The sequence below is a fragment of the Paraburkholderia sp. A3BS-1L genome (assembly GCF_051125215.1).
Classification (GTDB): domain Bacteria; phylum Pseudomonadota; class Gammaproteobacteria; order Burkholderiales; family Burkholderiaceae; genus Paraburkholderia.
Window position 1 is genome coordinate 805,965 of record NZ_CP120444.1, and the last position, 13,037, is coordinate 819,001.

Sequence of the window (13,037 nt, forward strand, 5' to 3'; positions counted from 1 at the left end):
TGGCGTTCGCAATGCGAACCTCTTCATCGTCCCGAAGGAACAAGGGGTAGGCCCATGACGATAACAACCAAAGTCTCGATTTGTCTGCCCACGTACAAGCGGCCGGATCTGTTGATCGACTGCATCGAATCGTGCTTTGCGCAGACGCACAAGAATATCGAAATCGTGATCGGCGACGACTCGCCCGATGACCAGGCCGAACGCATGATCGCCGAACGGTACGGCAACGACGCGCGCATCGCGTATCGGCGCAACACGCCCGCGCTCGGTCAGGCGCGCAACGTCGCGAGCCTGTTTGCGCGCGCAACCGGCGACAAGATCCTGCTGATCCACGACGACGACTACCTCGCCGAGCGCTGCATCGAGCGCCTGCTCGCGCAATGGGAGCGCTATCCCGGGATTCAGGCCGCGTTCGGCAATCAATACGAAGTCGACCACGACGGCAGCGTGGACCACGCCTCGAGCGAGCACATGAATCACGCGTATCACCGCACGAGCGCGGCGGCTGGGCTGCAAGCCCTGCCGGGGCGCACCGGCATCGTGCAGATGTTCCCGAATAACGGCTGGCTCGCCGACGCCGCGCTCGTCAAGCAAATCAGCTACGACGAGCAGCATGCCGTGTGCTGCGATTACGTTTTCGGCGTGCGCCTGTGCCTCGCGGCGCGGGGCGTGTGCTACATCGACGAACATGTCTCGTACTACCGGAAAACCGATGTCTCGGTTTCGCAGTCCACGCGCAATACCACCAGCGCTTCGTCGCTCGCGGCCTGGCGCTTCCTCCACGGACTGACGCTGCCGCCCGAGCTCGAGCCCGCGCGCAAGCTCGCCATGCGCCGGTTCGTGCCGATCGTGGTTTCGCTCTACGCGCGCAACAGCCAGGCGCGCGAAGGCCTGAGCCTCGCGCTAGGCAACCTCCACGCGTACCGGTACGGATTGAGCGCGCGGCTCTACTACCACCTGCTGATGATCGGGAAGGGCTTGCGGCGCGCAAAAGGCCGGCCGCAGGCGATGGCGTTCGACGCCGACGAGATGGGCGTGGATGCGGCGCCGGTTGCGCCAGTCGCACCGGTGGCGCCGATGGTCGACGTCACGCGCACGCGCGTGCCCTGATCGCGATTTCACGACGCGAGCCGCCTTCACGCAGGCCCGGGTCGTGCGCCCGCACGATCATGCGGCGCTCTCCTCCACCATATAGCTGCTCACCTCGCGCCGCTCCAGCAGCGGAATGATCTCCCCCACGCCGATGCGCTGGAAATGCGGCGTCTCGCGATGCTCGGCGAGACCATCGGCATCGCTGTACTGCTCGAGAATCACGAAGTGCACGGGCCGCTCCGGCGAGCGGAAGTACTCGTAATAGCGGTTCTTCGGCTCGGTGCGCGTGGCCACCGCCAGTTCGGCGAGCCGCGCCGCCACCGTATCGCCATTGCCCGCCTTTGCGTAGTAATGCGCGATCACCTGCAAATAACGCTTAGCCATTCATTGCTCCTGCAATGCCAAGAGTGCGACCTTCGAGGTCGAGATTCCAGAGTTCGGTGTCGCTGGTCGACACCGCCACGGCGCCGCCGCCGAGAATGCCAAGCACGTCCGCTTCGTTGCACACGAAGCCCGACGCGACAATGGGAGGCAACGCCTTGCGGTCCTGTGCCGAAAGCCGCGCGAGCATGGGCGCGGGCATCAGCTGCACGAGGTTCGGGTCGCTCTGCTCGAGCGCCTTCACGCTGCGCGGCCAGGTCGAGCGGTCCGTCACGAAGACCTTCTGCATCGTGACGAGACCGGCCCGGTTGCCGCGCTGGATCGTGGCCACGCGGGTGGAAACAAGGCTCGTCACGCCAATGTCCGCCAGATATTCCACGCCGCCCTTGTCCTGCGAAAGGCCGTCGCAACTGTCGATATTGACGATGACGTACTTGTCCGCCTTCGCGAGCGCCGCCACGACCCGGTGCAGCTTGCGCAGATCGACGTTCGCAACGATGGCGACTTCCGCCGCGCTTTGCACGAAACAGTCGATCTCGTCGGCGCCGTAGAGCGTCGCAATGACCGGATGGCGCGTGAGGCGCCCGCCAAGTGACCTGTCCATGGGTATCGTTACTGGGTTTCGTGGAGCAACTCGTCAGTCAAGCCGAGCTTTCCGGGGTTGAGGATGTTCTGCGGGTCGAGCGTGCGCTTGATGGCCTGCAGCACGGGAAATGCCGAGCCCAGCGAATCGCTCATGTACGGCGAGCGCAACAGGCCAACGCCGTGATGATGGCTCAGCGTGGCATTGTGCCGGATGATCACCGCATTCGCTGCATCCCATGCCGCGCAATACCACTGCGCGCGCGAGGCCACGTCCACGTCGCCGCGCAGCGAGAAATAGAGACACGCGCCGTCCACATAGGCATGCGACTGGTGCGCCGACCCCGCGAGCGTGCCCGGCACCGCGTTGATGGCCGCCACCACGTCGCGATAGATGGCCGCGAGATCTTTCCACGGCCCGATCATTTCGAGCGTATCGGCCACGAAGCCAGGGCTGCGCTTGAAGCCTTCGGCGCTCTTGCCCGTGAGGTAGCGCGTATCGAGCCAGCGCTCGAAGATGGCCTCGTGATCGAGCCGCTCGCCGAGCGCCGCGCACACGCGCTCGCTGATCTTCAGCACTGCATCCACCATCTCGCGCGGCCCTTCGTCGGCCACCAGCAGCACGTTTGTATTGGGCAGGCCGAATTGCACGCCGCTTTCGAGTTCGTCGTAGAGCCGCAGCGCCGCCGGGTTCGCGCCGCGCTGCAGGATCTCGCGGCATGCGTCGAGCCCGGTGGCGAACGACTCGAAGCCGTATGCAATCGCGCGCCCATAGTCGGGCAGGCGATGCAGCTTCAGGCGCACGCGCACGATCACGCCGAGCGTGCCTTCCGAGCCGATGAAAAGCTGCTGCAGATCGGAGCCCACGGCCGCGCGCGAGTATCCGCCCACGTTGACGAGCCGGCCATCGGCCAATACCACGTCCATGCCGAACACCATGTCCTCGATCTTGCCGTAGCGCGTGGAAAGCTGCCCCGCGCCGCGGCACGCCACCCAGCCGCCCACCGTGCTGATCGCATACGACGATGGCCAGTGCCCCATCGTCATGCCGTATTCGCGCTGGATGGTCTCCTCGAAGATGTCGCCGAACATGCCCGCTTCGACCTCGACGATCTGGCTCTCGCGATCGAAGCCGATGAAGCGGTTCAGCCCGCAGACGTCGAGCACGATGCCGCCGCGCAACGGCAGCGCCGCGCCTGTGACGTTGCTGCGGCCCGCCGACGGCGTCACCGGTATCGCACCGGCGTGCGCGATGCGCAACACGGCCTGCACCTGCTCCACCGTCGAGACGCGCACGATGACCGCATGCGGCGTGGCGGGCTTGCCCGCCGTCTCGGTGACCATCGAGCGCGCCCACCAGTCGCGCGTGAACGCGACCACCTCGGCGTTCTGCGTGAGCACTTCGTCGGCGGCCGCGCGCAGCGCGTCGAGCTGCTCCCGCGTGAGCGCCACCGGGTCGCGCTGCAGGCCCGCCTCGGTGCCGGGCTTGTCGATGCCTGCCGCCCAGGGTGGCGGCGTGTGCGCACCCACGATGTAATTGCCGCGGTTATAGCCTCGCTTGATGGCTTCCTTGCTGATCATGCGGTATCTCCCATAAGGACGGATTTATCGTGCTCGACAGCGGCGACGTAGTCGCTCACCTGACTTGCAACGGTGGCAGGCGGCAGGCCCAGCTCGGCCTGCAGAATGTCGCCCACGCGCGCGGCGGCGCGCGCTGAGGCATCGCGCGCCATCAGGCGCGCGCGCATGCGCCGCGACAGCACGTCGTCGACGGTGCAGGCGAGTTCGTGGCGTGCGGCGTAGAGGACTTCGGCTTCGGTATAGGGCAGGCCGTCGACAATGGGCCGCAAAAGCTGCGGATCGGCCTGCGCCAGATCCGTGACGAAGCGCGCTTCCGTGCCGTAACGTTCGCCGAAATGCGCGCCCAGTCCGCCCGAAGCGACGATCGCCTGAGCGTCATAGCCCGCCGCGCCCAGCAGATACGCCGACTTCGTCGTGCAGCGGGTGCGCTTGCCGATAACTTTTTGGGCGGCGTCGATGGTCTGCTCCGCCATGTGCCGCGAGGTGGTCAGCTTGCCGCCGACGATCGTGACGAGCCCATCGGGTGCGACGTGAATCTCGTGATTGCGCTTCATTTCCAGCGTCTTTCCACCGGGCGGCCCGACCAGTGGACGGCAGCCGGCGATGCTGCCCACCACATCCTCGGCGCGCAAGTCGGTTTTCAGCGCCGAGCATGCGCCCTCAAGCAGAAAATCGAGCTCCTTGCGCGTGCAACAAACGTCGTCGAGATCGCCGCGATAGTCTTCGTCGGTTGTGCCCAGATAGGAGACGTTGCCCCAGCGCGTGATGGTCGCGCGCCGGCTGCGGCCCGGCACGGGAATCGTCACCGTGCAGTCGTTGCGGATCTTCAGCCACGGAATGGCCACGTGCACCCCTTTCGCCGGGCGAATCTGCAGAGCGGGCTGATCGCCCTTCCTGCGGCCGCTCCAGTCGCGCAGCCAAACTCCCGTCGCCATGATGACCACGCCCGCCCTCACGCGCAGCTCGCGGGCATCCGCGTGCACGATCAAGCCATCCACGCGCCCTTGCTCGTTGCGCGTGACTTCCATCGCCTGCGCGTGATTGACCACGGCCGCGCCGTGAAAGGCCGCCGTGCGCGCGATATTGAGCGTGAGCCGCGCGTCGTCCACACGCGCGTCGAAGTACATGAAGCCGCCGGTCAAATGCGTTTCGTTGAAGGTGGGGCAATGCGAGAGCACCTCGGCCTTGGTGAGCTTCTGGTGGAGGATGCCTTCGCGCCAGCCGCCCGCGAGGTCGTAGGTCCACAGCAGGCTTTCGAAGGCCTTGGCGAGGCGCTTGTCGAACACGCCGTCGCGCTCCATCACCGGGAACAGAAACGGCAAGCGCTGCACGAGATGGCGCGCGTTGCGGCGCAGGCGCTGGCGCTCGAGCAGCGAATGCCGCACGAGGCCGAGATTGCCTTGCTCGATGTAGCGCAGGCCCCCGTGCACCATCTTCGACGACTTCGACGAGGTGCCCGCGGCGAAGTCGCTTTTCTCCACCAGCGCGACGCGATAGCCGCGCAAGCTCGCGTCGAGCGCCGCATAGGCGCCGGTCACGCCGCCGCCCACGATGGCGATATCGAACGTCTCGCTCGCGAGCCGGTCGAGCTGCTCGGCCCGCACGAGACGCAGCGGCGCCGTTCCCGTCATGCTCGCCCGCTCGCGATTGGCCTTTCTCGATGGAATCCACACCATGTAGTTCGTTCTCCTGCTCAGCCTTGTTCGAATGCATTCGCGTGGGCAAGCTCATGCTCCACGCGCGTGCGCCATGAGGCGCGGCGCTGCTCTCGGGCGTCCGCCGACGCGCGCGGCTCGAACACCGCGTCGATCGCAAGCGTTGCGCGTGCGGCGTCCAGCGACTCCCACAGCAGGCCCGACGCGCCCGCCAGGAAAGCCGCGCCGCGCAGGCTCGCGCGATCGCTCCCGCGCATGCGCCGCACGGGCACGCCGCTCAAGTCGGCCTGAACCTGCAACAGCGTGTCGCTCGCGCACAAGCCGCCGCCCACGATCAGCTCTGCGGCGTTCACCTTGGCCACCGCTGCGTTCGCGTCGTTGCACAGCGCCACCGACTGGGCGATGCCTTCGAGAATCGCGTAGGCCACCTCGGCCCTGGTGGTGGCGATCGACAGGCCCGCGAGCGAAGCGCGCGCCCCTGGCTGCAATTGCGGCACGCGCATGCCGGTCAGCGCGGGCAGGAACGCCACGCCGCGCGAGCCCTGCACGGTGGCCGCAAGCGCGCTGATCTGCTTCGGCTCGTCGAACCATTGAAGCTTTTCGCAGATCCAGTTCAGCGCGGAACCCGTGGTCGGCACGAAGGTCTCGAGCGAGAAATGCGAAACCTTGTCGTGGCGGCGCGCCGTCATGGTCAAGGTGCCTTCGTGGCCGCCCGCGTCGTGCGGCAAATCAGTGCCGATCAACAAGTCGACGAAGCTGCCGGTGCCGTGCACGCACAGCGACTGGCCGCGGTCGAGGCAGCCGAGCCCCACCGCACCCGCGAGCTGGTCGCCGGCACAGGCGAGAATGGGCACGTCGATGCCAAGCACGTCGGCGCGCGTGTGACCGAACATGTCGGCGTCCTCGCGCAATTGCGGCAGCAGCGCATGAGGAAAGCCCAGCGCATCGAGCCAGTCCGCGCAATAGCGGTGCTCGGCAAGCACATAGGCACTCGCGGAGGTCGCATTGGTGGGCGTGGTCACACAAACGCCTGCGTTCGACAGATGCCACAGCAGCCAGCTGTCGACAGTGCCGAAAGCGAGCCGTCCTGCGCGCTGCGCTTCGATCACGGCAGGCGTTTCGCGCAGATGATGGACGGCCCACAGATACGGCGAGCGCACGCCCACGGGACGCCCCACGCGCTCGAGCAGCGTGCGGTCCCAGCGCTCTGCCAGCTCCGCGAGCTCGCCGGCGTAGCGCGTGTCCTGCCAGACCATCGCCGGCACGAGCGCACGTCCGCTTTGCGTGTCCCAAAGCACCGCCGTGGCGCGCTGCGTGGCAATGGCCAGCGCCACCACCTCCAGGCCCTCGGCTGCGGCGCATGCGAGCGTCGCCCGGCAGACCTCGATGGTCTTCGCGAGCGTGACGTTCGCGTCCTGCTCCACGACGCCTGCCCGCGGGCTTTGCACCTGCAGCGGACGATACTCGAGACAGGACACGTGGCCGCGCGCATCCACCACGGCGGCGCGCGTGCCCGACGTTCCTTCGTCGATGGCGAGAATGACTTGCTGGGTTCGGGTCATCGCTGGGACTTCTCCATCGCAGGATTCATGAAGGTGCTCTCGCGCGCCGCGTCGCCGCCAAACTGCGGCGCGCCGGACTCGTTATCGGGCGTGATGGTCGTGCGCGTGGGATCCCAGCGAATCACGAAGCAGATCACGCTGGCGACGAGCGGCACGACGGCGAGAATGAGAAAGGTATGTTCGAGCCCGTAGCGCGCGCGAAACAGCGGAAAAACAAACAAGCCGAGCGCGGCGCCAATCGAGCCGAGCGCGCCCACGACGCCATTGGCGCCCGCGCGCAACTCGCTGCGAAACGACAGCGAAGAAAGGGTTTTGCCGTTCGCACCCGGCCCGGACGAATGAAACAGGATGAACAGCGATGGCACGATGGCGGCAAGCCACAACGGCATCTTCGCGCTATAAAGGCCGAGTATCAGCAACATCGCGAAGACCGCCGCGAAGCCGAACGCGGAAGCGCGGCGCAAGCCGATGACCTTGCCCACGACCGGCGACATGAACCCGCCCACAATGCCGAAGAGATTGAAGAGCAGCGCGCCGAGCGTCGCATAGACGAAGTCCTTGCCGAACAGCGACGCGCTGATGAGCGGCAGATACCAGCCAATCGCGAAGTACTGGATGGACTGCGCGATCTGCACCGTGGCCGCCAGGATCGTGCGCGGCAGATAAACGCCGCGAAAGATCAGCGCAATGTTGGCGAAGCCGCGCTGCGCCTGATTGAGCACAGGAATGCGCTCCCCCAACGGCGCGGCCACGAATGCCCGCGCATAGATGCGGCTCAACGCATCGGCGGCTTCGTCGAGACGCGCTTTGCGCGCGAGCCACATCGGGCTTTCGACGAGGTACAGCAATTGCAGCACCAGAATCGCCACGCCGAATATCGCGGTGGCCGCAATCGAATAACGCCAGATCGAATCGCCCACGTGCCACGAATGAAATAGCAGCGCGAGCACGAGATTCAGGCAGACGGCCGTGTACCACATGCCTTGCCATGCATTGAGCCGGCTTTTCAGGCGCGCGGGCGTGAGCTCCGCGAGCATCGCCATCGCAATCGCGAAGTCGATGCCGTAGGCCATGCCCACGAAGAAGCGCCCCGCGAGAATGACCGCGTAGCCCGGTGCGAACATCACGAGCACGGCGCCGGTCACGGCCAGGCATTTCGCCAGCACGAGCGGACGCACGCGGCCCCAGCGGTCGGCCATCCAGCCGCCAATGGGATTGAACGCAATAGCGACCCATGAAGCGAACGACGTCATCAGCGCGACCTGCGCCGCGTCCAGATGAAGATCGCGAGCCATGGGCCCGAGGCCTGCGCTCAATGCGGAATTGGAGAATGCGTCGAGAAACAGTCCGCCTAGTGCGAGCCACCACACAACGCCGGCTCGACCGGGAATGCCACGACAGGAATCGATGAAGGAAATGACGTCGTCGACGCCACGAATCTTGATCGCGACCGATTGCACAATCTGCCTCCAGTATGTGTACTGTAAGAGGCCAATGCAATTGCGACGCGCATAAGAGACCACCTTACAGATAGTCTCTTATCTAGATCTGCGCCCACACCTTAAGACGCGAAATTCAAGGTGTCAAGTGGGGACTGCGCGTGGATGGCGCGTTACTTGTGCTTCCTTTCAACGCGTCAAGCCAGCGTGCACCTTGCCCACGCCGCTTCTTCAATCCCGCTAGTATTACGGCTCGATTGTTGTTCCGCGCAGCCCCCGCCGCGCATTCACCTTGAAGCAGAACCTTGAATCAGGAGTACGGTAAATGTCTTTCCGCATGACGATGTTGACGGTTGCGGTTGTGGCCGCAAGCGTGGCCAGCGCAGGTGCGCAAGCCCAGGTAGCCGGCACACAGCCGCTTTCCGTGACGGTCGAGCAATCGCAGGCGCTGCTCGAAGGCTGGAGCGTGAAGAAAAGCGTGCTCGGCAAGGCCGTCTATAACGACGACAACGCCAAGATCGGAACGGTGCGCGATCTCATCGTCGCGCCGGACGGCACGGTGTCGGCCGCCATCGTCGCAGCGGGCGGTTTCCTCGGCGTCGCCGCGCATGACGTGGCCGTGCCTATCGCCTCGCTCGACGTGCGCAACGGCAACCTGTATCTGCCGGGCGCAACCAAGGAGGCGCTCAAGGCCACCCCGGCATTCCAGTACGCCAAGATCGACTCGCCGCCCAAGCCCAAGCGCGTCGATAACAAGCACTAATCGCGCGCGAGGCCAGTCTCACCGGGCTGGCCTCCGAACCCCAAGCGGTCTCGCGCCGCGCCTCAGCCCGCCGCCCCCATCCCTGCCTCCCGCAGTTCGATCCCCGTCCACACACCGCTCGCACGAAGCTCCTCGATCAACTCGCAGAGCGTGCGCCGCACGGCAAGCGAAGCCGAACTCACCGGCAACGCATTCGGCCAGCAGATGCTCGCCGGTCGCCTGATCACCGGATCGACGATGCGCCGCATCTTCGGCCGCTCGGCCGGTGCGCGCAGCGCCAGCGCCGATGCGGGCAGTATCGTGCATGCCGCGCCCGACTGCGCGACCGAGAGCAGCATAGGCAGCGAGTCCACATCCGCGACGATATTCAACGGCACTTGCTCGCGTGCGAAGATTCGTTCGAGCAGCAGGCGCAGTCCGTTGGCCACGCCCGGCGCCACCAGCGGCACGTCGGCGAGCGCCGCGAGCGCACACGTGCGAGCCCTGGCGGGCAGCCCAGGCTCGCCGAGCACGTAAAGCTCTTCATCGAGCACCGGCAACGCGGAGATGCCCGGTGTGGCCGTGTCGCGAAACAGAATGGCCAGGTCGAGACGGCCGTTCGCGAGCAGTTCGTTCAGATAGCCACTCATGCTCTCGAAGAACTGCAGGCGAATGCCGGGGTAGCGCTCGCGCACGCGCTCGAAGACCGGCATCGCCAGCACCGAGGCCATGGTCGTGGGCAAGCCGATGGCGACCGTGCCCGATTCCGCCCCCACGCCCTCGCGCACTTCCTGGCGCAGTTGCTCCATCTGATGCAGCACGAGGCGCGCGTGACGGTACAGCGCCTGGCCCGCGGCGGTGGGCTTCACGCCCTGCGGGCTGCGCACGAGCAGCGGCACGCCCAGATCGTCTTCCAGTTTCGCGATCTGCTGGCTGAGCGACGGCTGCGCCACGTAGAGCTTTTCCGCAGCTTTGCCGAGACTGCCGTAATCGACGATGTGCACGAAGTAACGAAGCTGGCGAACGTCCATGAGCCCGGGCCCTTCCTGCTCTTGCGATGCGAGAGCCATAGGATACGCTTATGACCGGCACATTCAATCCGTATTTCCGCGTCGCGGAACATTCGCCTACAGTCGACTCATCTTTTCTATAGCAATGCGTTGGCCTAACCAGCGCTGGAGACGGCGATGAATCACCCCTGCCGGCATCGCTCATACAGCCGTTTCAGACGATCACCGACCTCATCCCTCCGACCCGCGCCGCCGCGCTGGCCGCCACGCTCGACAACGGCTGCACGCCGGAAACTGGCGACGCGCGTCCGCCCATCTGGCACTGGCTCCATTTCTGGTCCGCTGCGCCGCAAGCTGAGCTGGGCCCGGACGGCATCCGCACATGGGCGGCTTCCTTCCCGATCCCGGCTTGCCACGGCGCGTCGCCACGCTGCTGCTCGACACAGGACGCGCTTCGCGCGCCATGCTCGCCTGAACGCAACCCATCCGAATAAACGCAGGAATCCGTGCAATGAACGAAGCAACCGATCAATATCAGGACATCCGCGAAGCCGTGCGCGATTTGTGCGGCGAGTTTCCGGCCGAGTATTTCCGCAAGATCGACGAGGAGCGCGGCTATCCTGAAGCCTTCGTCGATGCGCTCACGAAAGCGGGCTGGCTCGCCGCGCTGATTCCGCAGGAATATGGCGGCTCGGGCCTCGGCCTTACCGAGGCCTCGGTCATCATGGAGGAGATCAATCGCAGCGGCGGCAATTCCGGCGCTTGCCACGGCCAGATGTACAACATGGGCACGCTGCTGCGCCACGGCTCGGACGAGCAAAAGCGCAAGTATCTGCCCAAGATCGCGAGCGGCGAGCTACGCCTGCAATCGATGGGTGTGACCGAGCCCACCACCGGCACCGACACCACGAAGATCAAGACCACGGCCGTTCGCAAGGGCGACCGTTACGTGATCAACGGCCAGAAGGTGTGGATCTCGCGCGTGCAGCACTCCGACCTCATGATCCTGCTTGCGCGCACCACGCCGCTCTCGGACGTGAAGAAGAAGAGCGAAGGCATGTCGATCTTCATGGTCGATCTACACGAAGCGATCGGTAAAGGGCTGACCGTGCAGGCGATCCTGAACATGGTCAATCACGAAACCAACGAGCTCTTTTTCGACAACCTCGAAATCCCCGCGGAAAACCTGATCGGCGAGGAAGGCAAGGGCTTCAAGTACATCCTCGATGGGTTGAATGCCGAGCGCACGCTGATTGCCGCCGAATGCATCGGCGACGGCTACTGGTTCATCGACAAGGTCTCGCAATATGTGAAGGACCGCCAGGTATTCGGCCGCCCGATCGGTCAGAACCAGGGCGTGCAGTTTCCCATTGCGCGCGCGTTCGTGAACGTGGAAGCCGCCAACCTGATGCGTTTCGAGGCGGCGCGCCGCTTCGATGCGCATGAGCCTTGCGGGGCGCAGGCGAACATGGCCAAGCTGCTCGCGGCGGATGCCTCGTGGGAAGCCGCGAACGCCTGCCTGCAATTCCACGGCGGTTTCGGCTTCGCCTGCGAATACGATGTGGAGCGCAAGTTCCGCGAGACTCGCCTCTATCAGGTTGCGCCGATCTCGACGAACCTGATTCTCTCGTACGTGGCCGAGCACATTCTCGGCCTGCCGCGTTCGTTCTGATCGCTTGTGACTGCACCAGGGAGACTCTCATGCGCCCTCTCGAAGGCATCAAGGTCATCACGTTCGAGCACGCGATCGCCGCGCCCTTCTGCACCCGCCAGCTCGCGGATCTGGGCGCGCGCGTCATCAAGGTCGAGCGCCCCGGCGCGGGCGACTTCGCGCGCGGCTACGACGAACGCGTGCACGGCCTCGCTTCGCATTTCGTCTGGACCAATCGCTCGAAAGAAAGCCTCACGCTAGACGTGAAGCGCGCCGAGGCGCTCGCCATCGTGCACGCGCTGCTCGCCGACGCCGACGTGTTCGTGCAGAATCTCGCGCCCGGCGCCACGCAGCGTCTCGGGCTCGACTACGAGGCGCTGCGCGAGCGCTACCCGCGCCTGATCGTCTGCGATATCTCCGGCTACGGCAGCGACGGCCCTTATCGCGACAAGAAGGCCTATGACCTGCTGATCCAGAGCGAATCCGGCTTTCTCAGCATTACCGGCTCGCCCGACGAACCGGCCAAGGCCGGCTGCTCGATCGCCGATATCTCGGCGGGCATGCATGCGTATTCGAGCATCCTTGCGGCGCTCATCGAACGCGGCAAGACCGGGCGCGGCCGGCGCATCGACGTGTCGATGCTGGAAAGCATGGTCGAATGGATGAGCTACCCGCTCTACTACGCGATCGACGGCCAGACGCCGCCGCAGCGCAACGGCGCGGCGCACGCAACGATCTATCCCTACGGACCGTTCAAGGCCGGCGACGGCAAATCCGTCATGCTCGGCCTGCAAAACGAACGGGAATGGAAGAGCTTCTGCGAGACGGTCCTGCGCCAACCGGCGCTGGCCGGGGACGAGCGCTTCTGCTCGAACAGCCGCCGCGTGACGCATCGCGCGGAACTGGGCAAGCTCATCGAAACGGCGTTCGGCGCGCTCACGGCCGGCGACGTGATCGAACGGCTGGAAAAAGCGAAGATCGCGAACGCGCATATCAACGACATGCACGCGGTTTGGGCGCACGCGCAGCTCGCCGCGCGCGAGCGCTGGACGCGCGTGGGCACGCCGGCAGGCGAGATTCCCGCGCTGCTGCCGCCGGGCGCGACGCTCGCCGATAACCCGCGCATGGACCCCGTGCCCGCGCTCGGCGAGCACACCGATGCGATCCTGCGAGAACTCGGTTACGACGAAGCGCGCATCCGCACGCTGCGGGAGAGCGGTACGGTTTGATCTCGCAACGCGGCTCCATCGACACTGATCGGCCACAAATCACTTAATACCGTAGTAGTCCAGAATTTATTGGACGGTACGCAAGCCGCCAAAAAGCCAACTTCGCGGCAAAT

General features: G+C 65.5%; 11 protein-coding genes. 4 read left to right on the plus strand and 7 right to left on the minus strand.

Annotated features, from left to right (window positions below; all coding sequences use genetic code 11):
- Nucleotides 1–54: 54 nt before the first annotated feature.
- A complete protein-coding gene (locus P5W99_RS28755; protein WP_421027252.1) occupies nucleotides 55–1,110 on the plus strand; it encodes a glycosyltransferase family 2 protein in 1,056 nt (351 codons plus the stop codon).
- Between the two features lie 57 nt (nucleotides 1,111–1,167).
- Here P5W99_RS28755 and P5W99_RS28760 read toward each other — a convergent pair whose 3' ends face one another.
- The 6 genes from P5W99_RS28760 to P5W99_RS28785 are packed head-to-tail and all read right to left on the minus strand — an operon-like array spanning nucleotide 1,168 to nucleotide 8,313.
- A complete protein-coding gene (locus P5W99_RS28760; RefSeq protein ID WP_421027253.1) occupies nucleotides 1,168–1,476 on the minus strand; it encodes a putative quinol monooxygenase in 309 nt (102 codons plus the stop codon).
- A complete protein-coding gene (locus P5W99_RS28765; RefSeq protein ID WP_421027254.1) occupies nucleotides 1,469–2,077 on the minus strand; it encodes a glycerol-3-phosphate responsive antiterminator in 609 nt (202 codons plus the stop codon). The genes P5W99_RS28760 and P5W99_RS28765 overlap by 8 nt, the downstream gene beginning before the upstream one ends.
- Before the next feature lie 8 nt (nucleotides 2,078–2,085).
- Nucleotides 2,086–3,636, minus strand: a complete 1,551-nt coding sequence (locus tag P5W99_RS28770; RefSeq protein ID WP_434664602.1) for an FAD-binding oxidoreductase — start codon at nucleotides 3,634–3,636, stop codon at nucleotides 2,086–2,088.
- On the minus strand, nucleotides 3,633–5,312 hold the full coding sequence (locus P5W99_RS28775) for an FAD-dependent oxidoreductase (RefSeq protein WP_434664603.1): 1,680 nt from the start codon (nucleotides 5,310–5,312) through the stop codon (nucleotides 3,633–3,635). Before P5W99_RS28775 ends, P5W99_RS28770 begins: the two co-directional genes overlap by 4 nt.
- Before the next feature lie 17 nt (nucleotides 5,313–5,329).
- Nucleotides 5,330–6,853, minus strand: coding sequence for an FGGY family carbohydrate kinase (locus P5W99_RS28780; RefSeq protein WP_421027257.1), 1,524 nt, complete (start codon nucleotides 6,851–6,853; stop codon nucleotides 5,330–5,332).
- The gene (locus P5W99_RS28785; RefSeq protein WP_421027258.1) at nucleotides 6,850–8,313 is read right to left on the minus strand and encodes an MFS transporter; all 1,464 of its coding nucleotides are present in this window, start codon (nucleotides 8,311–8,313) and stop codon (nucleotides 6,850–6,852) included. The genes P5W99_RS28780 and P5W99_RS28785 overlap by 4 nt, the downstream gene beginning before the upstream one ends.
- Nucleotides 8,314–8,629: 316 nt before the next feature.
- On the opposite strand from P5W99_RS28785, the gene P5W99_RS28790 reads away from it, so the two are divergent.
- Nucleotides 8,630–9,055 (plus strand): PRC-barrel domain-containing protein, encoded by a 426-nt coding sequence (locus P5W99_RS28790; RefSeq protein WP_421028003.1) that lies wholly within the window; start codon nucleotides 8,630–8,632, stop codon nucleotides 9,053–9,055.
- Between the two features lie 62 nt (nucleotides 9,056–9,117).
- Here the strand turns inward: P5W99_RS28790 and P5W99_RS28795 are convergent, their stop codons facing one another.
- On the minus strand, nucleotides 9,118–10,065 hold the full coding sequence (locus P5W99_RS28795; protein WP_421028004.1) for a LysR substrate-binding domain-containing protein: 948 nt from the start codon (nucleotides 10,063–10,065) through the stop codon (nucleotides 9,118–9,120).
- A gap of 490 nt (nucleotides 10,066–10,555) precedes the next feature.
- Here P5W99_RS28795 and P5W99_RS28800 point away from each other — a divergent pair, with 490 nt between their 5' ends.
- Together P5W99_RS28800 and P5W99_RS28805 are read left to right on the plus strand one after the other, a co-directional pair.
- Nucleotides 10,556–11,716: an acyl-CoA dehydrogenase family protein gene (locus P5W99_RS28800; RefSeq protein WP_421027259.1), complete on the plus strand. Its 1,161-nt coding sequence runs from the start codon at nucleotides 10,556–10,558 to the stop codon at nucleotides 11,714–11,716.
- Nucleotides 11,717–11,745: 29 nt separating this feature from the next.
- Nucleotides 11,746–12,924: a CaiB/BaiF CoA transferase family protein gene (locus P5W99_RS28805; protein ID WP_421027260.1), complete on the plus strand. Its 1,179-nt coding sequence runs from the start codon at nucleotides 11,746–11,748 to the stop codon at nucleotides 12,922–12,924.
- Nucleotides 12,925–13,037 lie beyond the last annotated feature (113 nt).